The sequence below is a fragment of the Bradyrhizobium sp. AUGA SZCCT0158 genome (genome assembly GCF_018130065.1).
Lineage (GTDB): Bacteria > Pseudomonadota > Alphaproteobacteria > Rhizobiales > Xanthobacteraceae > Bradyrhizobium.
Genome location: NZ_JAFCME010000008.1, coordinates 17,013 through 39,910, shown reverse-complemented (window position 1 = coordinate 39,910; position 22,898 = coordinate 17,013). Strand labels below are relative to the sequence as shown.

The 22,898-nt window shown below is 63.8% G+C and carries 21 protein-coding genes; 11 read left to right on the top strand and 10 right to left on the bottom strand.

The features are described 5' to 3' along the window. Positions 1-65 precede the first annotated feature (65 nt). A complete protein-coding gene (locus JQ574_RS13275; protein ID WP_192738531.1) occupies positions 66-1,511 on the bottom strand; it encodes a short-chain fatty acyl-CoA regulator family protein in 1,446 nt (481 codons plus the stop codon). Positions 1,512-1,719: 208 nt separating this feature from the next. Here JQ574_RS13275 and JQ574_RS13270 point away from each other — a divergent pair, with 208 nt between their 5' ends. The 3 genes from JQ574_RS13270 (at position 1,720) to JQ574_RS13260 (ending at position 4,353) form a co-directional block, all read left to right on the top strand. After that, entirely contained in the window at positions 1,720-3,357 is a 1,638-nt protein-coding gene (locus tag JQ574_RS13270; protein WP_212209241.1) for an isocitrate lyase, read from the top strand. 30 nt (positions 3,358-3,387) lie between these two features. Beyond that, positions 3,388-3,597: a hypothetical protein gene (locus JQ574_RS13265; protein ID WP_108522535.1), complete on the top strand. Its 210-nt coding sequence runs from the start codon at positions 3,388-3,390 to the stop codon at positions 3,595-3,597. 204 nt (positions 3,598-3,801) lie between these two features. After that, entirely contained in the window at positions 3,802-4,353 is a 552-nt protein-coding gene (locus JQ574_RS13260) for a hypothetical protein (RefSeq protein ID WP_212209242.1), read from the top strand. Here the strand turns inward: JQ574_RS13260 and JQ574_RS13255 are convergent. Beyond that, positions 4,350-5,237 (bottom strand): metallophosphoesterase, encoded by an 888-nt coding sequence (locus tag JQ574_RS13255; RefSeq protein WP_212209243.1) that lies wholly within the window; start codon positions 5,235-5,237, stop codon positions 4,350-4,352. The two genes, JQ574_RS13260 and JQ574_RS13255, sit on opposite strands and share 4 nt — an antisense overlap. A gap of 116 nt (positions 5,238-5,353) precedes the next feature. Between JQ574_RS13255 and JQ574_RS13250 the strand changes: the two genes are divergently transcribed. After that, entirely contained in the window at positions 5,354-5,842 is a 489-nt protein-coding gene (locus JQ574_RS13250) for an NUDIX domain-containing protein (RefSeq protein ID WP_212209244.1), read from the top strand. Positions 5,843-5,960: 118 nt separating this feature from the next. Next, entirely contained in the window at positions 5,961-6,473 is a 513-nt protein-coding gene (locus tag JQ574_RS13245) for a GNAT family N-acetyltransferase (RefSeq protein ID WP_212209245.1), read from the top strand. A gap of 24 nt (positions 6,474-6,497) precedes the next feature. On the opposite strand, the gene JQ574_RS13240 is transcribed toward JQ574_RS13245, so the two are convergent. Both JQ574_RS13240 and JQ574_RS13235 read right to left on the bottom strand, forming a co-directional pair. Then, a complete protein-coding gene (locus tag JQ574_RS13240) occupies positions 6,498-8,876 on the bottom strand; it encodes a TonB-dependent receptor (protein ID WP_212209246.1) in 2,379 nt (792 codons plus the stop codon). A gap of 106 nt (positions 8,877-8,982) precedes the next feature. Next, complete coding sequence (locus JQ574_RS13235; RefSeq protein WP_212209290.1) at positions 8,983-9,393, bottom strand: DUF2946 family protein; 411 nt, start codon at positions 9,391-9,393, stop codon at positions 8,983-8,985. Positions 9,394-9,717: 324 nt separating this feature from the next. On the opposite strand from JQ574_RS13235, the gene zigA reads away from it, so the two are divergent. After that, the gene (gene zigA / locus JQ574_RS13230; RefSeq protein WP_212209247.1) at positions 9,718-10,926 is read left to right on the top strand and encodes a zinc metallochaperone GTPase ZigA; all 1,209 of its coding nucleotides are present in this window, start codon (positions 9,718-9,720) and stop codon (positions 10,924-10,926) included. A 61-nt stretch (positions 10,927-10,987) separates the two neighbouring features. On the opposite strand, the gene JQ574_RS13225 is transcribed toward zigA, so the two are convergent. Genes JQ574_RS13225 through JQ574_RS13205 form a run of 5 tightly spaced genes read right to left on the bottom strand, consistent with a single transcriptional unit; the run spans position 10,988 to position 18,656 of the window. Further along, a complete protein-coding gene (locus JQ574_RS13225) occupies positions 10,988-11,830 on the bottom strand; it encodes a dienelactone hydrolase family protein (protein ID WP_212383589.1) in 843 nt (280 codons plus the stop codon). A 2-nt stretch (positions 11,831-11,832) separates the two neighbouring features. Next, positions 11,833-13,896, bottom strand: a complete 2,064-nt coding sequence (locus tag JQ574_RS13220) for a hypothetical protein (protein WP_212209249.1) — start codon at positions 13,894-13,896, stop codon at positions 11,833-11,835. Between the two features lie 4 nt (positions 13,897-13,900). Then, on the bottom strand, positions 13,901-16,711 hold the full coding sequence (locus tag JQ574_RS13215; RefSeq protein ID WP_212209291.1) for a DUF4159 domain-containing protein: 2,811 nt from the start codon (positions 16,709-16,711) through the stop codon (positions 13,901-13,903). Continuing rightward, the gene (locus tag JQ574_RS13210) at positions 16,711-17,655 is read right to left on the bottom strand and encodes a DUF58 domain-containing protein (RefSeq protein WP_212209250.1); all 945 of its coding nucleotides are present in this window, start codon (positions 17,653-17,655) and stop codon (positions 16,711-16,713) included. Before JQ574_RS13210 ends, JQ574_RS13215 begins: the two co-directional genes overlap by 1 nt. Then, entirely contained in the window at positions 17,655-18,656 is a 1,002-nt protein-coding gene (locus tag JQ574_RS13205; protein ID WP_212209252.1) for a MoxR family ATPase, read from the bottom strand. Before JQ574_RS13205 ends, JQ574_RS13210 begins: the two co-directional genes overlap by 1 nt. Before the next feature lie 229 nt (positions 18,657-18,885). Here JQ574_RS13205 and JQ574_RS13200 point away from each other — a divergent pair, with 229 nt between their 5' ends. The 5 genes from JQ574_RS13200 to JQ574_RS13180 are packed head-to-tail and all read left to right on the top strand — an operon-like array spanning position 18,886 to position 22,510. Further along, positions 18,886-19,515, top strand: a complete 630-nt coding sequence (locus JQ574_RS13200; protein ID WP_212209253.1) for a DUF1285 domain-containing protein — start codon at positions 18,886-18,888, stop codon at positions 19,513-19,515. Positions 19,516-19,523: 8 nt separating this feature from the next. Continuing rightward, positions 19,524-20,186 carry a CoA pyrophosphatase gene (locus JQ574_RS13195; RefSeq protein WP_409363283.1) on the top strand — a complete coding sequence of 221 codons (663 nt, stop codon included), beginning with the start codon at positions 19,524-19,526 and terminating at the stop codon, positions 20,184-20,186. Next, a complete protein-coding gene (locus JQ574_RS13190) occupies positions 20,183-20,461 on the top strand; it encodes a DUF6111 family protein (protein WP_212209255.1) in 279 nt (92 codons plus the stop codon). Before JQ574_RS13195 ends, JQ574_RS13190 begins: the two co-directional genes overlap by 4 nt. Continuing rightward, positions 20,458-21,729, top strand: coding sequence for a CCA tRNA nucleotidyltransferase (locus JQ574_RS13185; RefSeq protein ID WP_212383587.1), 1,272 nt, complete (start codon positions 20,458-20,460; stop codon positions 21,727-21,729). Before JQ574_RS13190 ends, JQ574_RS13185 begins: the two co-directional genes overlap by 4 nt. Positions 21,730-21,739: 10 nt before the next feature. Continuing rightward, a complete protein-coding gene (locus tag JQ574_RS13180; protein ID WP_212209258.1) occupies positions 21,740-22,510 on the top strand; it encodes a TSUP family transporter in 771 nt (256 codons plus the stop codon). Positions 22,511-22,574: 64 nt separating this feature from the next. On the opposite strand, the gene JQ574_RS13175 is transcribed toward JQ574_RS13180, so the two are convergent. Beyond that, positions 22,575-22,835: a YodC family protein gene (locus tag JQ574_RS13175; protein ID WP_212209259.1), complete on the bottom strand. Its 261-nt coding sequence runs from the start codon at positions 22,833-22,835 to the stop codon at positions 22,575-22,577. Positions 22,836-22,898 lie beyond the last annotated feature (63 nt).

The window sequence follows — 22,898 nt, the reverse complement described above, 5'->3', positions numbered from 1 at the left end:
AAAGCCGCGGTGTACTGGATACCCCGCCTTCGCGGGGTATGACGGCAACTCTTGGAGCGACGCACTCACAACTCTCTCGCGTTACTGAACGCAAACGACGACACGCGCCGCGTGTTCTCGTCCAGGATCAGGGTGCGCGTGATCGGCGGCTCGGCGCGCTGGCTGCAGTTTTCGCGCTCGCAGAGCCGGCAGTTGACCCCGATCGGCGTACCCTCGGTTTTCTCCAGGTCCATGCCGGCGGCATAAACCAGTTTGGCGGCATGGCGGATTTCGCACCCCAGACCGATCGCAAAGCGCGGCTGCGGCTGCGGGTGCGGCGCCACCGGCCGGCGCACCATCTGCGCGATCGAGAAGTAACGGGTGCCATCTGGCAATTCGATGACCTGCTTGAGCAGCCGGTCCGGCGTGTCGAAGGTCGAATGCACGTTCCACAGCGGGCAGGTGCCGCCGAATTTCGAGAACGGAAACGTGCCGGAGGAAAACCGCTTGGAAACATTGCCGGCATTGTCGACGCGGAGCAGGAAGAACGGCACGCCGCGCGCGTTCGGCCGCTGCAGCGTGGTCAGGCGATGGCAGACCTGTTCGAAGCCGGCATTGAAGCGCTGCGCCAGCACGTGAACGTCGTAGTTCAGCGCTTCGGCGGCGGAATGAAACGCCTGGTAGGGCATCATGGTGGCGGCGGCGAAATAATTCGCCAGCGTGATCCGGTAGAGCCTCCGCGGCGTGTCGTCGAGCGGGCCGGCGCGGTTGACGATGGCATCGATGCTGGCGCTGCATTCGGCAAGGCCGATCTGCAGCGCCAGCTGGAAGGCGCGGCCGGGGCCGTCGACCAGTTCGGAGACCAGCAGCTGCCGGCGATGGCGGTCGAACCGCCGCAGCGTCTCGCGCATCACGTCGACAGGCATGATGCGGGTGACGATCGAATGCTTTTCGCGCAATCGCGCAGCGAGGGCCGCAAACAATTCCTCGGACGGCACGCCCAGTTCGTCTCGCAGGCTTTCCGCGGCCTGCTCGAGCTCGGGGAAGTAATTGCGGTTGGCCTCGATCAGGTCGCGCACCCGCTCGATCGGATTGGCCTCGAATCGGGTTCCCTCGTCGCGGTCGGCCATTTGCGCCGCCACAAGCGTTTCGCCGCGGCGGGCCTCGGTATAGGCGGCGTACAGCCGTTGCAGGGAATGAGTCACACCGGGGCACAATTCAGCGAGATCGCGCAGTTCCTGCTTCGGCAGGTCGATTTGCCGGAACAGGGGATCGGAGAAGATCTCGTTCAGTTCGGCGAAAAAGCGATCCTCGTCGGCGGTCGCAAGATCACGCAAATCAAGGTCATAGGTCTCCGCCAGCCGGAGCAGCAGCTGGGCGGTCACCGGGCGCTGGTTGCGCTCTATCAGGTTGATATAGCTCGGAGAAATCTCCAGGCCCTCGGCCATCTGGGTCTGCGACAGGCCGAGCTGCTGGCGGATCCGGCGAAACCGCGGACCGACGAACAGCTTCTTTCCGGACTCGCTCGCCATGTCAGCCTTTCTGACGGATTTTGTGACAAAATTAACAAAATGACATCTGTGACAAGTTCAGATGTTACATGACATCACCATTCAAAATCAAGCTACCTATACGAAATCAGGATTTTGGCGTTTAGCTCTCGGTACGTTTTGCAATGCACTGTCATGAATGTCGCTTTGGCGGATGTTGCAATTAGTCGTCACCGAAAGGATTATGCAAATGAACTATCAGCCACGTGGCATCGACCAGGCCATCAAGGGACCCGCTTCCTACGCGAACGAGCTTGCCGCTGCCAAGGCGCTGCTCGAGACCCAGCCGACCTGGAACGGCGTCACTGCCGAGGCCGTGGCGCGGATGCGTCTGCAGAACCGCTTCAAGACCGGCCTGGACATCGCCCGGTACACCGCGGCGCTGATGCGCAGCGATATGGCTGCCTACGACGCCGATCCGACCAAGTACACCCAGTCGCTGGGTTGCTGGCATGGCTTCATCGCGCAGCAGAAGCTGATCTCGGTCAAGAAGCATTTCGGCGGCAAGACCGATCGCCGCTATCTCTACCTCTCCGGCTGGATGATCGCCGCGCTACGTTCCGAGTTCGGACCGCTTCCCGATCAGTCGATGCACGAGAAGACCTCTGTGCCGGCGCTGATCGAAGAGCTCTACACCTTCCTCCGCCAGGCCGACTCCCGTGAGCTCAATGACATCTTCCGCGCCATCGACGCCGCCCGCAAGGCAGGCGACAACGCGAAGGAAAAGGAACTGATCGAGAAGGTCGACAACTTCCAGACCCATGTTGTGCCTGTCATCGCCGACATCGACGCCGGTTTCGGCAATGCGGAGGCGACCTACCTGCTCGCAAAGAAGATGATTGAAGCAGGTGCGTGCGCGCTGCAGATCGAAAACCAGGTTTCCGACGAAAAGCAGTGTGGCCACCAGGACGGCAAGGTGACTGTGCCGCACGAGGTGTTCCTGGCGAAGATCCGGGCGTGCCGCCATGCCTTCCTCGAACTCGGCGTCGAAGACGGCATCGTCGTGACCCGCACCGACTCGCTGGGTGCCGGTCTCACGCAGCAAATCGCTGTCAGCCACAAGCCCGGCGACATCGGCGATCAGTACAACAGCTTCCTGGATTGCGAGGAAGTGACCGCCGACAACGCCAGGAATGGCGATGTCATCATCAACCGCAACGGCAAGATGATGCGTCCGAAGCGGCTCGCCAGCAACCTCTATCAGTTCCGTGCCGGCACGGGCGAAGACCGCTGCGTGCTCGACAGCATCACCTCGCTGCAGAACGGCGCCGACCTGTTGTGGATCGAGACCGAGAAGCCGCATATCGAGCAGATCGCGAAGATGGTCGACCGCATCCGCGAGGTCGTTCCGAACGCGAAGCTGGCCTACAACAACTCGCCGTCGTTCAACTGGACGCTCAACTTCCGTTGGCAGGTCTACGACGCGATGAAGGAAGCCGGCAAGGATGTCAGCAAGTACAACCGCGCCGAGTTGATGAAGCCGGAATACGACGATACGCCGCTGGGCATTGAAGCCGACGAGCGCATCCGTACCTTCCAGGCCGATTCAGCCAAGCGTGCCGGCATCTTCCACCATCTGATCACGTTGCCGACCTATCACACGGCAGCGCTGTCGACTGATAATCTCGCGAGGGAGTATTTCGGCGAGCAGGGCATGCTGGGCTATGTGAAGAATGTTCAGCGCCAGGAGATCCGTCAGGGTATCGCCTGCGCCAAGCATCAGAACATGGCCGGCTCCGATATCGGTGACGAGCACAAGGAATATTTCGCCGGGGAAGCCGCTCTGAAGGCGGGCGGCGCCCACAACACGATGAACCAGTTCGGCTAAGTAACAGCCGGTCAACAGCAGGAGACTACCATGACCAAAGGCAGCAATTTCTGGGTGATTGGCGGCGAGTTCGGGTCGATGAACTTCCACAAGCTCGTGGAAGGATCGGCCCAGGTTCAGGGCCCGTTCAAGACCCGCAAGGAAGCCGAGGACGCCTGGCGCGTCGTCTCGGAAGAGAACCGCCACAAGGCCGGCGTGCGCTTTTCCATCGTGGAAGAGCCGTCCCGAGTCTCTGCTTGAGCCTCGGCCTGAGCGGCTGCTGCCGATAAACTAGAAGAAACGTCCAAGGACCTGCGAGCAGGCGGCCCCATCCGGAATCCCGGGTGGGGCCGTCCGGCTTTTCAACCGAAACCTAAGTCATTGGGAACTAACGACCTTTGCGGAAAACATGGTTACTGCTAGGTTAACCGCCGCCAACCCTTCAGGACAAAGGCGGGCCGCAAGATGTCAGATGTACAGAGTACCGCCCCTATTGAGCCGCAACCGACGCGGCTGCGCGACGCGCTGCGCAAGGCGCGGATCGAGGCCGCCGACCGCACCGGCGTCGTCGTCGAATTGCGCGACGCCGAAGTGGCGCGGCTCGAGATCATGAACGAGGCGCTCGATCCCCTGTTTGCCCAGATCCCCGAAAAGGTCGACCTGTTCGATCGCGGCGTCAGCCAAGGCGAGACGCCGCGGCTGTGGATCGATGTCGTCGCGCACATCCTGATGGGACGCGACAAGCGCATCTACCGCTTCGTGCAGGACACCCGCTTCGGCCGCATCGTGCTCGCCGAATCCCACGACGTGCCCGTCATCGTCGATGCCGTCACCGACTATGTCGCGCGCCGCATGATCGAGCGCGAGCATGCGATGGTGGCAACGCCGATGGTCGAGCCATCAGCCGAAGAGCCGCCGAAACGCCGTGGCGGCTTTGGGATGTTCGTACTCGGATTCCTGCTCGGCGCCGCCGCCCTGTTCGCCATCGCGCTGTTTGCCAGCTTGCGTGATCTCTAGATCAGCTTGGTCTGCCGGATTTGCCGCACGCGCATGTCGTCGCTGATCCCGCGCACGGTCTGCACGCAGTGCCAGTGGTCGCCGTCGCGCTCGATCGAAAACAGATTATAGGCGGCGGCGGGATAGTGCCGGTGCGCCAGTGCCGACGCCGAAGGCACGCCGATCGCGGGAATCTGGCGGTCAGTGCCTTCGATCCACATGGTCGAATGGATGTGGTCGTGCCCGTGCAGTACCAATTCCACGCCATGGCGCTTCAAGAGCGCGCGCAGCTGCCGCGAATCCGTCAGCCGCTTGATGCGGGAATCCGAATGCAGCGGGTGATGGACCAGCAACACCCGGAATGCCTGTTCCGACGACAATTGCGTCAGGATTTTATCCAGTTCATCGAGCTGGGCCCGCCCGAGCCTGCCGGTCGCCATCAGCGGCAGCGTCGGCACTGCCGAGGATACGCCGATCAGCGCCAGCGGGCCGCGCCGGCGCACGAACGGAAACGTCGCGCCGTTGGGCCCGGCATCGCCGCGCAGATAGTCGCCGAACGTGCCGGCGAAACGATGCCTGGTGGCGCGCACATAGGCGTCGTGATTGCCGGGAATAACCGTGACTTCCTGCGGCGCGCCGACGCTTTCAAGCCAGGCCTGCGCCGGCGAGAACTCGGCTTCTAGCGCCAGATTGACCAGATCGCCGGTGACCGCAATATGGTCAGGCTGCTGGACCTGCATGTCCGCGACCAATGCGTCGAGCACCTCGCGGCGGTGGTATTTGTGGCGGTTGCGGGTCCAGTTGAGATAGCCGAGCGCGCGCTTGCCCGCGAGATCGCGCAAGCGTGCCGCCGGCAGCGGCGGCAGGTGCGGATCGGACAAATGCGCCAACGTGAATGCGGCCATCAAAAACCTCGTCAGGAATCCTTGCCAGAAACCTTGCCAGAAACTCTGCAATGTATTGGCAAGCCAACCGTATCTGCGCAAGGATCAAACATCATGTCCGGCATCTGAGGGTATTTGTGACCGCTCTGCAGAATCTTCGAAAACGCTTCGAGCCGCAGCTGCGGCGGGTAATGCATCTCTATTGGCGGATCGCCCGCGGAATGACGCTCGGGGTCCGCGGTGTCGTGCTCGACGGCGGCAACAGGGTGTTTCTGGTCAAACACAGCTATATCTCCGGCTGGCATCTGCCGGGCGGCGGGGTTGAGGTCGGTGAGACATTCCTCGAAGCATTGCGGCGCGAACTCATGGAGGAGGGACGGATCGAACTCACCGACGAGCCGCCCTTGCATGGGCTGTTTTTCAACCTCCACGTATCGCCCCGCGACCATGTCGCGGTCTATGTCGTCAGGCAGTTCCGGCAGGACCGCTTGCCGGAGCCCAACCGCGAAATCGTGGAAAGCGGTTTCTACGACGCCGGTGCGCTGCCGGCCGAGACCACAAAGGGGACGCGGCTTCGGATCGCCGAAGTGCTCGATGGCAAAGCGCCGATTGCGACCTGGCGGTGATTTCTGTCCGGCCAATTTGGCTGCGTTTTCGTCTTGCAGGCCTTGGAAGGTGAGAAGCAGGATTTGGCGTGGCCGGCAATGGACCGCGCCGCCGCCAGATGCTATCCCGCGCCTCACCATGAGCGAACTCTCCGTGACCATATTGCCCGAAACGCCAAAGGACGCGCAGGCGATCGAGCGCCTGCTCGAACGCACCTTCGGCCCCGGCCGCTTCGTGCTGAGTGCCTACCGGCTGCGCGAGCACGTCGATCATCTGCTCGATCTGTCGTTCACGGCACGGATCGGCACACTGATGGTCGGCTCGGTGCGCCAGTTGCCGGTTTGCATCGGCGATACCCCCGCCCTGATGCTCGGGCCGCTGACGGTCGAGCCGCCGTTTCGCAGCCGCGGCGTCGGACGCATGCTGCTCGATCGCGCCCTTGCGGATGCCAGGGCGAAAGGCCATCGCCTGGTTATTCTGGTCGGCGACGAGGCCTATTACAGCCGTGTCGGTTTCAAGACCGTGCCGAAGGGGCGGATGACCATGCCCGGCCCGGTCGATTACAGCCGCCTCCTGGTCGCCGAACTCGTCGATGGGGCCTTCGATGGCGTCTCCGGTGCCATTCGCCCGGACTGGAGCAAGGCGCGCTGACCTCGCCCTGCTCCAGCGGGGATTCTAGAACTTCAGGTTCGCAAAGGCGCGTACGCCGATGCCTGGCAGCAGAACCTCGTCCTTGTTGTACGAGACCGAGTTGCGGATGTTCTCGTTCAGCAGATTGTTGCCGACCAATCCAACCGTCATCTCGCGGGCTCCGAACCAGGACGCATCGAGCTTGGTCCTGTAGCTGATCTCCGCCTTCAGCAGATTGTAGCCGGGCGTCGGCGTTTCGGCGATCACGGCGACATCATTCTGAGCGAACGCGTGCAGCAGATTGACCCGCATCAGCCAGTTGGCGTCGCGATAGAACAGGCCGCCGCCGAGCCGCTGCGGTGGAATCCGCGGTACGTTGGTCCCGTCCTCGAAGGTCGCGCGGACAATATCGTATTGTCCCTCGATCCCGAACAGGCCGTTCCAGACCGGCAGCACGTCGTACTGAAACTGGAATTCGCCGCCGCGGAAGGTGGCGTCGCGCTGGGAGTAGATCGCCTGGTTGAGCTCGAGGCCCGGGCCGGCCTGGCACACGCCGTCTTCGCACGTGTTGCCGGTCAGCCGCCGAAAGATGAAGCCGTTGAACTTGGTGTAATAGCCGGTGATTTCAAATCGCAAGGGGCCGGTTGCCCGTCGCAGACCGACTTCGACGGATTTCGCGGTCTCGATACCCAGATTGGGATTGCCGATATCGAAAGTAGCCGTCGCATCGTGAGCGCCGCGCGAAAACAGCTCGGCGGGCTTGGGTGCGCGCTCGACATATTGGCCGGTGATGCTCGCAACCAGATTCCATGGAAGATTCTGGATAAGGCCCATACTCCCGCTCTTCGGCGCGAAGTTGAGGTTGCGTGGCGTGGCAGGACCAATGGCGGCGGGATCGACGTTGAGATCGAACTCATCCGGAATGAATCCCGGTGTCGTTCCAGTCAGGTGGGCGTGCTCGATACGCCCGGCGATCTGCGCCTTTGTCGTATCGCTGAATTTCAGTTCGTTGAAGATATATCCGGCGACCTTGGTGTTCTTGTTGGGATCCCACAAGCCATTCAGCGGACTGCCGATATCATCCGGGCTCGGTGCTGTGAGTTCCTGATGCGACGCCTGGATGCCGACAGCCGTGGTGAGGGCGGCGAAGCGGACGTTGAATGGTGCCAGCTGCACCTCGACGCGGCCTTCCTGCTCCTTGTTGGTGAAGGTCTGGCGCACGCCCAGCGTCGATAGGTCCGCGGGGTCGGCGAGGCCGATCTCATTGTGCTTATAGTCGGTGGCGCCCGCCCAGAAACGGACCGCATCGATTGCCGCAGCGTCCGGCCGGTATTCGCCCTTGGCCGTGAATTTGGTTTGACGCGCATCGATCCGGGTCTGGTGATCGGCGCCGTCGATGCCGGGTATGTGATAGAGCGTGTCGTTCTGCGTGACGGCCGCGCCGATGAAGCCGCCGTGGAAGAAATACGAACCGCCGATCGATGCGCCGGTGGCCTGCGCCGCGGAATTCGGCTGCCGTCCGTCGACCGGCCGGGTCTGGTCGAACAGATACGGATAGCTCGGAATGCTGTAATCGCCCGACTTGCGTCCGTAGGCGTCGGCATGAATGGCAACATTGCCGCCGCCGGCGTCGAGCAGAATGCCGCCTTCGACGCCGCGATCGACCGAATTGACCGCGGTGCGGGTCTCGACGTTCACGCATCCCGGCGATGCGGCATTGGCGAGCGGCGCCTTCACCGGAAGCCCATAGCTTTGAAATGCGGGTGCCGCGCAGGTGGGCAAAGCGTCCGGAATGCGGTTGTTGGTGGCGCTGACAACGCCACCGATCGCCGTGGACCCGTATCGCAGGGTTGCCGGACCGCGGATGACCTCGATCTGGTTGGTCGAAAGCGGATCGATCGGAACGAAGTGATCTTCGCCGAGGTCCGAGGCGCCGTTGCTGCCGATGCCGTTCTCGACGATGCCGACGCGATTGACGTCGAGACCCCTGATGATCGGCCGGCTTGATGCTCCGGGTGCAAAGCTTGAGCCGGTGATCCCTGGCTTGGAGAACAAGAGATCGCCGAGCGTGCCGCCGCCTTGCCGCCGGATTTCCTCGTTCGGCATGACGGTGACGGTCGCGAACTGATCGGTCACGACCGGAAGCACGCCCTGTTGAGGCGCCGCGGCGACGGGGGCCGGTTGCGGCTCGTTATCGCGTTCGCGACTGCGGCCGGGCACGCCGCGGGCGACGCGCGCCGGCTTTCGCGCCGGGGTCACGTTTCGCCGCACGATCGGGCTTGGCGCCGTCACGGTGATTTCCGGCAGTTGTGTCGAGGAGGATGGCGCGGCCGTGTCCTGGGCCATCACGCCGTTGCCGACCGCGCACAGGAATAGCCAGCTTGCGCCACCGATGTGGAACGCTCGTCTCTTGGTGAATGTCATTTGTCCCGATCCTGATTCCGTCAAGCGACGGACGATTCGATTATCCCTTGACGGATCGGCCACGTGTCACGCGGCGATCCCCTTCGGGCGCATCAGTCAATCGATGTCAGGAGGCGGGAGGGGCGCGGGACTGGAAGGCTGAATGGACCGAGCTCAGATGCGCGAATTCGGCGTCGGTCGTCAGGTACAGAAGCTCGATGGCCTGCGGCAGCAGCAACAGCGGCGGTGCCGAGAATAGAACGTTGTTGGCCAGCGAAATGACGGCGCAGATCGCACAGGCCTCAGCCGGATGGTCGGTATCGTGATTGGACGGTGGCTGCGTCTGGGCAGCTTGGCCTGCCACATCTGGTACCGCAGGGATCTGCGCATGATCGAGGTCAACCTGCGTCAGGCTGGTCGCGATCGCAGGCGCCGCCGCTGCCGGGTGGAAATGTCCGCACGACAGCGCAAACTGGATCGCGAGCGCGAACAGCGCCAGCCGCGAGCCGTGTTTGACGTTATTCCGGAACCACTTCACGACGACTGACGCCTTGTCCCCCGGAGCGGCCAAGGTGTCTCGGCCGTCCGATGTAATAATATAACATCAGCGGTGGTCCGCGGGGTCAACCGCGCTCGGTCCGGGTGTCGGCGCAATTCAAGGCGTGTGTGTGATTCACGCAACGGTATGCGGGTCGAGCTGATCACCGTCGATTTGAGCGCACCTGGCGTCCCTCAAATTTTCCTGGTTGACAGCCCAGCCGGGTTCGGATTGTTATGTTATAACATTACATATTTGCGGATCATCCCATGCCTCGCCATCCTCGTTTGGGATTCCGTGAACTGAACAGGCTCTTTGACCTCGATGCAAAAACTCCCCGTCACTGTCTTGTCCGGCTTCCTCGGGGCTGGAAAGACAACTTTGCTGAACCACGTGCTGAACAACCGTCGCGGCCTGAAAGTGGCGGTGATTGTGAACGACATGAGCGAGGTCAACATCGACGCCGACCTCGTACGCGATGGCGGTGCGAACCTGTCGCGGACGGATGAAAAGCTGGTTGAAATGACCAACGGGTGCATTTGCTGCACGCTGCGCGACGATCTCTTGAAGGAAATTCGTGGGCTCGCGGAGAGCGGACGGTTCGATTACCTCCTGATCGAATCGACCGGCATTTCCGAACCGCTTCCGGTTGCGGCGACGTTCGATTTCCGCACCGAGGAGGGCGACAGTCTTTCCGACGTGGCAATACTCGACACCATGGTGACGGTGGTCGATGCGGTAAACCTGCTGCGGGACTATTCCTCGACCGACTTCATCCGGGATCGCGGCGAGTCGCTCGGTGCTGACGACAAGCGGACGATGGTGGATCTGCTGGTTGAGCAGATCGAATTCGCTGACGTGGTGGTGCTCAACAAAATCGGCGATGCTTCCAAAGAACAGTTGGAGGCCGCTCGCAAAATCATCCGCGCGCTGAACCCCACAGCCGACATCGTGGAGACCTGTTTTGCCAATGCGCCCTTCGAGCGCATTCTCAACACCGGGCGTTTCGATTTCGAGCGGGCGCAACAACATCCGCTCTGGTTCAAGGAGCTATATGGCTTTGCCAACCATACGCCGGAGACCGAACAATACGGCGTCGGCAGCTTCGTCTATCGTGCGCGTCGACCGTTCGCGCCGGCGAAGTTTCATCAATTCCTCAGGGAAAGCTGGACCGGAGTCATCCGGGCAAAGGGCCATTTCTGGATCGCCACGCGTCCGCAATGGCTGGGTGAATTGAGTCAGGCCGGTGCGATCGTCCGAACCGAAGGCCTGGGCTTTTGGTGGGCCAACGTGCCGGCTGACCGCTGGCCGGACGATCCGTTCTGGCGGCAGTCGCTCAAGAAGAACTGGAACGAACTGTACGGCGATCGCCGGCAGGAGATCGTGTTCATCGGCACGGCCATGGACCAGGACGCCATCACGGCGCGCCTCGACGCATGTCTTGTTCCGGGAAAGTCCGGCATGCACATCGAGGAATGGGCTAGTCTGCCCGATCCGTTCCCCAGATGGCGGCGCGCCGATGAGGCCGCTTAGGGATTCCGTGTGCACCGGGGGCCTCGGCAGCCGACCGGTTCGGGGTGCCTGTTCTTACTGATTAGCAACGGGTCCCACGGTCGAGTTGAGAAACTCCCGAAGCGCCTCGCTCGATTGATCGGCTGCTGATTTGTTGAATTCCAGACGATGTCCGCGCGGTCGTAAGGGCCGGAAGGTCAAACCCGAAATACGCCTCGGGATAGGTGATCAGCCGAACCGGGGCACCTTCGCCCTTCTGCCGGGAAATCCCTATATCGTCTTCGCCGGCAGCCATTTTCCGGCATGCATCCACACCAGCGAAGTCATCGCGCTCGCCGATCAGGATCAAGGTGGGCACGGTCATGATGCCCTTAAAGCCGAGGCAGGGCGGATAGAACGCGGCCGCCGCCCGAAATTTTGATCTGGTCGCCTGTTCAATCGCGCCCCGTTCAATCGCCGAAAGGGTTTGCCAGGCGCCCGCCGCGAAGCCAACGATCGCAGCGCGTTTTGGATCGATGAAACGTTTCTGAATGAGAAAATTCAAACCCCGATACGCATCAAGGGCCAGGTCGGTGTAAACGCCACGGTCGCAATTCTTGATCCCTCGCGGACCGAAGCTTTCGATCGTCAACGTGACGTAACCCCAAGACGAAATTTTTGCTCCCCAATGTTCATCGAGTGACTTGGCACTGTCATGTTTGCCGCACGAGGGGAGAAGCACGATGGCGGGCGGACGGTCCGCGCCTTCGGGACGCCTAAGCAAGCCCTGCAGGTCGAATGGCAATGGCCTGACGGCAATTCGGACAATCTCGGGAGGCGAAACACGTCGCTGTTCCGCGTGGCTCGGGACTGAATTACTGATGCAAAAAGGGACGAGGAAAGCGGTGATTTTGATCAGCCAGGCGTTTGCGCCATCGTTCGGCAAGATCAACGCCCCTCGCGGACCCACGTCGCTGCAAACGCGCCGAGCAGCAGCAGCAGGCCGATCAGGCCGGCGAACATCGGCAGCACGCCGACGCCCTTGACGACGCTGGCGTCGCGCATCTTCACGCCCATCCAGCCGTCGCCGCGGAAGATGCTGGTGGAGCGCACCGGCACGATGCGGGGCAGGTCGATGCTTGACCCGTCGACCACGCGGCGCGCGTCGCCGCCGGTCGCTTGCGCCAGCGGCTTGAGCATTTCGATCGTCGACGTGACTTCGGAAAATTCCCTCGGGTTGGTCGGCCCGACATTGATCAGCGCCTTCAGCGTGCCGTCGGTCGCCTGCCACAGGCCGAGTTCGTTTGCCGGCAGGGTCGAACGCCAGGTGCCGGGATCGCTCGCGCTCAACGTCAGTTCGCGCGTGGCACCGCTCGGCGAGGTCACCGTTACCGGTGCGACGTTGTCGGCCATGGTCTGCCGCAACACCACGAGGTCCTTGCCCTGGATCTGCAGGCGCAGGGCCTCTTCATCGAGGTCGGGTTGCTTCATCAGCCAATGCGACATCCGCCGCAACAGATCGAGATGCGGACCGCCGCCTTCATAGCCGCGCGCCCATAGCCAGATATGGTCAGACAGCAGCAGCGCGACGCGGCCCTCGCCGAAGCGCGACAGCAGCAGCAGCGGCTTGCCGTCGGCGCCGGTCATGACCGGGGGCGTGATGGCGTTGCGCGTCTCCACGGTGCGGAAGAACCGGCTCCAGTGCGGCGGTTCGTTGGCGGAGCCTTCGAGGCCGCGCGTGACCGGATGACGTTTACCGATGTCGCTCAGACGTGCATAAAACGGCTTCTCGGAGACGCCGACGGGTTCGGCCGGCAGCACCGAATCCAAAGGGGTGCGCCAGATGCTGCTGGTCGAGGCGTAGTCCGGCCCTGCGGACACCAGCACCGCGCCGCCGGCACGCACGTAGCGCGCCATATTCTCGAAATAGGGAATCGGCAGCACGCCCTGGCGGGCGTAGCGGTCGAAGATGATCAACTGGAACTCGTTGATCTTCTGCTGGAACAGTTCGCGCGTCGGAAACGCGATCAGCGACAACTCGTTGATCGGCGTGCCGTCCTGCTTCTCCGGCGGCCGCAGAATGGTGAAATGCACGAGGTCGATGCTGGCGTCCGACTTCAACAGATTGCGCCAGGTGCGTTCGCCGGAATGTGGCTCGCCCGACACCAGCAGCACCCGCAATTTGTCGCGCACACCTTCGATCGCGACCACGGCGCGGTTGTTGACCAGCGTGAGTTCGTTCTCGAGCGGCGAAGCCTCGATCTCGACGATGTTGGAGCCGGCATGCTTGATGTCGATATCGACATTGGCGGTCTGGCCGCTCTGCAAGGTGCGTTCGTTGATCACTTCACCGTCGCGGCGCACGACGATCCTGGCGCGCTGGCCGGTGACGCCCTGGTCGTCCAGCCGGTAGGTGATGGTCTGGGGCTGGCCGACGATGCCGAATCTCGGCGCGGCCGAAATCGCGACGCGGCGGTCGCGCTCGTCCTTGCGGCCGGTGACCAGCGCATGCACCGGCGCCTGGAAGCCCAACGCCGCGGCGTTGGCGGGAATGTCATGGACGCGGCCGTCGGTGATCAGGAAGGCGCCGGCGACGCGGTCGACGGGAACATCCGAAAGCGCCGACGACAACGCGCCGAACAGCTTGGTGCCGTCGGTTTCGCCATCGGCCTGTCCGGCATCGACGACACGCACTTCCAGTCCCTTGACCTTCTTGAGGCTGTCGACCAAGGCCTCCTGCGCCTTCGCCGTCTCCTCATTGCGGGTGCCGAAATTCTGGCTCGGGCTCTTGTCGATGACCACGGCGGCGACCGACGACAACGGCTCGCGGTCTTCGCGCGTGAAAGAAGGGTTGGCGAGCGCGAGCAAGATCAGCGCCAGCGCGATGACGCGCACGGCGGCGCCCCGCGCGCGGCCGATCAGCAGCAGCACCGAGATCGCGACGATCGCGGCCAGCGCGATCCACAGCACGAGGGTGGGAACGAGGGGGGTGAACGCGATACCGTACTGCATGCCGTTATTGCCCCAGCCGTTCGATGAGGGCAGGCGCGTGCACCTGGTCGGCCTTGTAGTTGCCGGTCAGCGTGTACATCACGATGTTGACGCCGGCGCGGAAGGCGAATTCGCGCTGGCGCGGCTCGCTCGGCGTCAGCGGCAGCATCGGCTGGCCGTCGGGCCGGATCGCCCAGGCCCCCGCAAGATCGTTCGAGGTGATGATGATCGGCGAGACGCCGTCGCCGCCGCGCGCGGGCCGTGATGCGGCTTCGTCGTCATCCTCGCGCGGCAGGGTTTCGACCCAGGTCTGACCCGAGTTGAACCGGCCCGGAAAATCCCGCAGCAGATAAAACGTCTTGGTCAGCACGTGCTCGCGCGGCACCGGCTCGAGTTCGGGCACATCGAGCGAGGAGAGAATCTCGCGCAAGGTGCGCATGCCCGCTGTCTGCGACGCGCCGTTTTCTCCCGGCGGCGCCTCGATGGCGTCGCGGGTGTCGAATACGACCGTGCCGCCCTGCTTCATATAGGCGTCGATGCGGTTGATGGCGTCCTGCGGCGGTTTCGGCGCGCCCGGTACCACCGGCCAGTAGATCAGCGGGAAGAACGCCAGCTCGTCGCGCGCAGGATCGATGCCGACGGGGTCGCCGGCTTCCAGCGCGGTGCGCTGGGCGAGAAACAGCGTCAGTCCCGATAGGCCCGACTTGACGATCGAGTCGACGTCGGCATTGCCGGTGACGACATAAGCGAGGCGCGTCTGCGAGACCGACTTGATCGCAAAATCGTCATTGTCGGCGGCGCGGAGCGGGGCGGGCGCGATCGATGTCGCGGCCAGGATCATCGCCAACAGCAATGCTGCGGGTGCGGCACGCCGCCGCCACAGCGCGGCAAGTCCCGCGCCGAGTACGGCGACCACGATCGCATCGACCAGGAAAAGCGCCAGCGATGACGACAACAGGATGCCGCGCAGATCGCGCGGTTCGGCGTTGGTGTAGCTGGCGCGGCGGGCGCGCAGCGACGTCGTGTCGAGGGCGGCGATACGGTCGGCGGAGGCCAGCGTGTTGACCGCGATCGGACCTTCGGCCGCGCCATAGAAACCCGGCGGATGATCTGCGGTGGCGCGGTCGCGATAATCGGCCGGCATCGGCTTGGCGGTGGAGGGCGGCGGGCCAAATGCGCCAAAACCATCGAGCGTGCGCAGCGGCGCCACGGTCTCGACATTGGTCACTTCGCTGGCGACGCCAGCGCCCGGCTTTTGCGTATAGCCGGACGTGTCGACCAGCCGCCGCAGCATCTCGACGAAGCTGCCGGACATCGGCAGGTCGGACCAGCGCGAGTCGGCGCCGACATGGAACAGGCTGAGGATGCCCTTGCCGCGATGTTCGCCGGTCACCAGCGGCGTGCCGTCTTCCAGCGAGGCCCAGCTCTTGGTTGCCAGCACGGCATCTGGTTCAGCCAGAACCTGGCGGTTGACGGTGACGTCCTTCGGTACCTGCAAGCCCGCGAACGGACCGTCGGCGGCGAACGAGGCCATATGCTGCGGCTTTTCCCAGGTCAGGCTGCCGCCGAGGCTGCGGCCGCCGCGGCGCAGTTTGACCGGCACCAGATCGTCATCGGCCTGCGCCAGGCGAGGCCCGGCAAAGCGTACCAATACGCCGCCCTGATCGATCCAGGCGTTGAGGCGTTCGCGGATTTCCGGCGACAGTGTGCCGACATCGGCCAGCACGATCATCGGGAGTCGTTGATCAAGGAACTGTCCAATCACCTGCTGCGGCGCGCCGCGGTCGCCGAGCCGCACGTCGGCGAACGGCGACAGCGCGCGGGTGAGATAGAAGGTCGAGGCGAGCAACGGCTGCGCGGTGTCGCTGGTGGCGCCGGTGACGACGCCGATCGCGCGCCGCCGCCATCGCTTGTCGAGCAGCTGCACGGCGCCGGCGGATCGCTCGCCGGCAATTTCCAGCCGCGCGATGTCGTTGCGCAACTCGACCGGCAGCTCGAACGCGGCTTCGGCTTCGCGGTCCTGCGGGCCGAACGCGTAACGGGCTTCGCCGATCGGCGAACCCTTGGCGTCGATCGCACGCACCACGCCGGCGGCAATGCCGCTGTTGGTGCGCAATACCTTCACCGTCATCTTCGCCGCGGCGTTTTCGGCCGCGACCAGCGCCAGGGCCGGGGATGCGCCGCCCTCGTAGATCGTCAGCGTGCGGTCGCCGACCGTCTTGGCCAGCGCTTCCAAAAATTCCGCGCCGCGTCCGGTGTCGACGCCGTCGGACAGCCAGGCGATCTCGGCGTCGCCGGTGGTCTTGAGGAAGCGATCGAGCGGTGTGAGCGTTTCGACGCGCTCGATCGAATAGGATTTTGGGGCGAGCTGTCGCAGCGCGACGCGGGCCGTGCCGCCCGGCATCAGCGTGACATCGCGCGCCGGCTCGGACAGTGGCACCAGCGCGACGCCGCGGCGGTCGTTGTCGGCATTGGCGATCAACTCGTCGGCGGCCTTGATCCTCGTTTCCCAGCTCGAGGCTGCGCTCCAGCCGTCATCGAGCAGGATCACCAGCGGCGCCTTGCTGCCGCCGGCGGCGGTCTGTGGATTCCAGATCGGACCTGCGGCGGCGAGGATCACCAGGGCCGCTGCCGTCAGGCGCAACAGCGTCAGCCACCACGGTGTCCGCGACGGGGTTTCTTCCTTGGGCTTGATGTCGAACAATAGCCGCGTCGGTGGAAACTCGATCCGTCTCGGACGCGGCGGCATCACGCGCAGCAGCCACCACAGCACTGGAAGAGACAGCAGACCCAGCAGCAGCAGCGGTTGAGCAAAGGAGAGGGGCAGGCCCGCGATCATGCGCTTCGCCCCGCTTTGACGGTCAAGGAACGCGCCGCGCCCTTAGCTACCATCATGCCCGAGTGCAGGAACAACAATAGCTCGGCCGCGGAGCGGCTGGTGGTATGGGTTGAAAACAGCCAGTCGAGCTTGTTGGTTTCGCCCCGGATCTCGTCGCGATGCAGCGCCACGCGCGCGACATAGTCGCTGGCCCAGCTTTCGGCGCGGCCGGCGGTGATGACGCCGCCGCTTTCCGGTTCGACGAATTCGACGCGGCCGGCATAGGGAAAGGTCTCTTCGGCGGGATCGACGATCTGGATCAGCGTGCCATGTGCGCCGGAGGCCGACAGGCCTGCGAGCATGGTGCGTATTTCGCTCATCGGCGACCAGAAATCCGACAGCACCACGATCTCGGCCAGCGCCGACGGGATGAACGACGGCGGCAGGCTGGCGCGCGCGGCATCGTCATGCAGCATCGCCTGCGCCATCTTGTCGATGACGCTGCGGCTGGCGGTCGGGTTCATCAGGCCGGGGATGCCAACGCGTTCGCCGCCCGCGACCAATAGTTCGGCCAGCGCGAAGGTCACGATCAGGCCGCGCTCCAGCTTGCTGTCGCGCGCCTGCTTCGAGGCAAAAGCCATCGACGGCGAGCGGTCGGGCCACACCCATACGGTATGCGCGGCCTCCCATTCCTGTTCGCGGACATAGAGATGATCGTCGCGCGCCGAGCGGCGCCAGTCGACGTTCTGCGACGGCTCGCCCGAGACGAAGCGGCGGTATTGCCAGAAACTTTCGCCGGAGCCGGCGCGGCGGCGGCCGTGCAGGCCGTGAATGACGTTGGCGGCGATGCGGCGGGCTTCAAGCACGAGACGCGGCAGCGATGCGGCGAGCGTACGGCTTTCGCCATCGGCACGTCGGATTGCTGTGATCTCCCCGTTGGCGTGCTTGGTCTCTGCGGCCATCAACCGATCCGCGTCTTCAATTGTCTGATCACGTCAGGAATGGTGCGGCCTTCCGCGCGCGCCGCGAAGGTCAGCGCCATGCGGTGCTTGAGCACGGGTTCGGCAAGGTCGAGCACGTCGTCGATCGAAGGCGCAAGGCGGCCGTCGAGCAGCGCGCGGGCGCGGACCGCCAGCATCAGCGACTGGCTGGCGCGCGGACCGGGGCCCCAGGCGATCAGCTTCTCGCTCTCGCCATCCGGATTGGGACGCGCGGCGCGCACCAGCGAAAGAATGGCCTCGACCACGCTGTCGCCGACCGGCAGGCGGCGCACCAGCCGCTGGGCGGTGATCAGGATCTCCGCGTTCATGGAGGCCTTGGCGAGCGTCTCATCCGCGCCTGTTGTCTCGAACAGGATACGGCGCTCGGCGTCGCGGTCGGGATAGTCGACGTCGATTTCCATCAGGAAGCGGTCGAGCTGGGCTTCCGGCAGCGGATAGGTGCCTTCCTGTTCCAGCGGGTTCTGGGTCGCGAGCACATGGAACGGCTTGGGCAGATCGTGCCGCGCGCCTGCAACGGTGATGTGCTGTTCCTGCATGGCTTGCAGCAGGGCCGACTGGGTGCGCGGGCTGGCACGGTTGATTTCGTCGGCCATCAGAAGCTGCGCGAATACCGGGCCCGAGATGAAGCGGAACGAGCGTTTGCCGGAGTTGCTCTCGTCCAGCACTTCGGCGCCGAGAATGTCAGACGGCATCAGGTCGGGCGTGAACTGGATGCGCTTGGCATCGAGACCGAGGGTGATGCCGAGGGTTTCGACCAGCTTGGTCTTGGCGAGGCCGGGAACGCCGATCAGGAGCGCATGTCCGCCGGACAGGATCGTCACCAGGGTGTTTTCGATTACCCGCTCCTGGCCGAAAATGACGGTGGAGATGGCTTCTTTCGCGGCCTTGATCTGGCCGGCGACCTGTTCGGCCGAACGGACGATTCCGTCCTCGAGCTTTTCGACACCATCTGCGCCAGGCATATCTATCTCCTTCATCGCTTCATGACCCCGCCGAATGCGTCGTCATGCCACGAACCTCATGCTAAACCTGCGCAAAGGTCATGTATTCGCTGAATTAAACTATCCCCACATTATCGGTATATGGGGGTATGAACGGCATCACGATATGGCGAGAATATTGTTCCCGCTCACGTCTCTCGGACGTGCACCAATCGTGCCAGATTGAGCCGCAGAAGCTTTAAGGCAAACAATGGCGAAGCAAGGGCAAACCAGCACACCAGGCCGTGAAAACACCGGTCTCGAAGGTCTGACCGCCGCAGCGACCGATGCGGCAAAAGCCAGTCCCGCCGGACGCGGCCTGCCGCCGGTGCATCTGTGGAATCCGCCGTTTTGCGGCGATCTCGACATGCGAATCGCCGGCGATGGCACGTGGTTCTACATGGGCACGCCAATCGGGCGGCCGGCGCTGGTCCGGCTGTTTTCGACCATCCTGAAGCGCGAGGACGGCAAGCACTTTCTCGTGACCCCGGTCGAGAAGGTCGGCATCCGTGTCGACGATGCGCCGTTCCTGGCGGTCGAAATGCAGAACGAGCAAAGCGAGGGCGGTGGCCGCCTGCTGCGCTTCCGCACCAATGTGGACGACTGGGTGCCCTGCAACGGCGGGCACCGGCTGCGGTTCGAGATGGCTGCCGACGGCGGCCTCATGCCCTATCTTCACGTCCGCAGCGATCTCTGGGCCAAGGTCACCCGCGCGCTCTATTACGATCTGGTTGACATGGGGGAAGAGCGGGTGGTCGATGGACAGCCAATGTTCGGAATCGAATCCGGCGGCGAATTCTTCGCGATGGCCGATGCGAAGCAGGTGAGGGACGCGCTTTGAACGAGCCGATGCTGAAGAAGTTGGAACCGGCTGCGGTCAGCTCGGCGGAATTCTTCGCGCGGACCAAGGCGCGGCTGAACTTCGACGTCCCGCCCGGCCTGATCGATCCGAACATCATTCCCAGAACCGGCGACGAGGGCAATGATCGGATGCTCGAGATCATCGCCCAGGAACAGCCGGTGCGGCCGGCGGCGGTGCTGATCCCGGTGGTCGATCATCCGGAGCCGACGGTGCTGCTGACGCAGCGCTCGGAGCATCTGAGCAGCCATGCCGGCCAGATTTCGTTTCCCGGCGGCAAGATCGATGCAACCGATGCTTCGCCGATGGATGCTGCCTTGCGCGAGGCCGACGAGGAAGTCGGACTGAAGCGCGATTTCATCGAGCCGATCGGCTACCTCGATCTCTATGGCACGGCATTCGGCTTTCGCATCCTGCCGACGGTGGCGCGGGTGAAGCCCGGGTTCAAACTTGACATCAACGAGGGCGAGGTCGTTGACGCCTTCGAGGTGCCGCTGGCGTTCCTGATGAACCCGGAAAACCACCAGATCCACTCCAAGGAATTCCGCGGCATGGAGCGTTCCTATTACGCGATGCCGTTCGCCGAACGTTACATCTGGGGCGCCACCGCCGGCATCCTGCGGGTGTTGTACGAGCGGATCTATCTCGCATGATCCGTCCGGTACTGACCGAACTTGCAATTTTCCTGATCCCGTTCGCGGCCTATGCGCTGTTCCTGATCGCAACCCGTTCCGGCGTGCTGGCGAAATCTTCCTGGCCGGCGCATCTCGTCGCCAAGCTCGTGCTGGGGTCGCTGTTGCTGGTGATCACCAGTTTCGTCCTGCTCGCGCATTTCAGAGGGGGGGAGCCGGATTCGACCTACGTTCCCGCCCATATCCAGAACGGCAAGCTCGTTCCGGGGTCCGATAAGCCTGGAGCGGGGAAATGAGCGAGGTGCGCGTTCTCGCCGATACACCCTGGCTCAAATCAGGACCGGCTGCCCGCGTGCTCGCGCTGCTCAACGGTAACAACGAGGAAGCCCGCGTGGTCGGCGGCGCCGTCCGCAACGCGCTTCTGAACATCCCGCCCGGCGATCTCGACATCGCCACCACAGCGCTGCCTGATGAAGTGGCGCGTCGCGCCAAAGCGGCGGGCATCAAATGCGTGCCGACCGGCATCGAGCATGGCACCGTGACGCTGGTGGTCGACTCCGTGCCGTTCGAGGTCACGACCTTACGCGAGGATACCGAGACCTTTGGCCGCAAAGCCAAGGTCGCGTTCGGCCGCGACTGGGTTCGCGATGCGGAGCGGCGCGACTTCACCATCAACGGCCTGTCCGTCGATGCCGACGGCGTCGTGCACGATCATGTCGGCGGGCTCGCCGATATTGCAGCCCGTCGCGTGCGCTTCATCGGCGACGCCGGCCAGCGCATCGCCGAGGATTATTTGCGCATCCTGCGGTTCTTCCGCATGAACGCCGTCTATGGCGTGGGCGCGCCCGACCGCGAAGGCTATCTCGCCTGCATCGGCGGGCGTGCGGGACTGGCCAGTCTCTCCGCCGAACGTGTGCGGATGGAAATGTTGAAGATCATGGTCGCCGAGGGCGCGCTGGTTGCCGTCACCGCGATGGGGGATGCCGGTCTTCTGCAAGCGATCTTCGGCGGCGTCACCTACACGGGACCCATGGCTGCGATGATATCGGCGGAGCGTATGCTGGGGCTGACGCCGAGCCCGGTTCGCAGGCTTGGCGCGCTCTCGGTAGCGGTAACCGAGGACGCCAAACGTGTCGCGACGCGGCTGCGTCTCACCAACGCGGAAGCCAAGGCGCTGGATTCCATGGGTCACCGCTGGTGGCGGCTTGCCGACATGGACGAGGCGAGGGCACGGCGGCGGCTCTACCGGCTCGGCGAGGAACAATATCGCGACCGGCTGCTACTGGCCTGGGCGCGCTCAGAGGGAAGCCAGGGCTTCGCTGACAATCGCGCCGCCTATTGGCGTGAATTTGCCACCCTGCCGCAGCGCTGGAGCGCACCGAAGTTTCCGCTGAAGGCGACTGATTTCATCGCGCGCGGCATCGCCGAGGGCCCGGCGCTCGGCCACGTGCTGACATTGGCGGAGGACGCCTGGCTGGCGGCGGATTTTCCGCTCGATGAACCGGCGCTGGCGGCCATTGCCGACCAGACCGTCGCCCGTTTCACCCGTGACCATCGGCTGTGAAACGGCATCCGTGAATATTCTCGCAGGCTTTGCCGACATCTCGATCGTGCAGCTGTTGCTGGTCGCCGGCGTGGCGCTGTTTGCTTCCGTGGTCGGCGGCCTCGCCGGTTACGGCACCGGCGCGCTGATGCCGCTGGTGCTGGTGCCGTTGATCGGCGCCGAGCCAGTGGTGCCGATCATCGCGATCTCCTCGATCTTCACCAATATCAGCCGCTTCGTCGCTTATGTCCGCTATGCCGACCGCCGCCGCGCGCTGATCGTGATATCGGCCGCGGCGTTGACCACGGCGCTCGGGGCTTACGGCTATACGCGGCTGTCCGGTGCCGGCGCGGCGCTGGTGATCGGCAGCATGTTGATTCTGAGCGTGCCGCTGCGCCGTTTTGCCAAACGCCGCGATATCAGGATCAGCGACGCCGGACTCGGCGCCGGCGCGGTCGGCTATGGCGTGGTGGTCGGCGGCACCTCGGGCTCCGGCGTGATCCTGCTGTCGCTGTTGATGGCGGTCGGCCTCGAAGGCGCAGCCGTAATCGCCACCGACGCCGTGATCTCGGTTGCGACCTCAATCGTCAAAATTTCGGTGTTCGGCCTGGCCGGCGCCGTCACCGCGCAGGTGCTCGCCTTTGCGATCCTGATCGGGGCTATCTCGCTTCCCGGCGCGTTCCTCGCCAAGGCCTTTGTCGAGCGCATGCCGGTGCATATCCACACCGCGATCCTCGACGCCGCCGTCATCACCGGCGGCGTGGTGATGATCTCAACCGCCGCGCGGTCTCTCATCGGTTAGAACGCGGTCGGTTGGAAAAACGATACCGCCGGGCATCCTGACCCGGCGGTATCGCAGGAGTGCTTTACGCTACCTTCTTGCTCTTTTTCTTCTTGTGGTCGTCGTCCTCATCTTCGTTGTCTTCGCTCTCGTCTTCATCCTCGTCCTCATCTTCCGCATCATCGATTTCGGCGGATTCGAGCACGGCCTTGGGAAGCGTTTCGCGAAACAGATCGCCTTCGCCGCCCATCCACAGACACTCGACCGTGTCGTCGTTGACCTCGGCCACCGTCAGCGGGTGACCGCCGGATTTCAGGATAACAACATCGCCTGGCTTCAATTCCATGATCTACCCTCCGCGCTGATTGACGCGATGGGCAGGCTAGCGATCGGTCATGACAGGCCGATC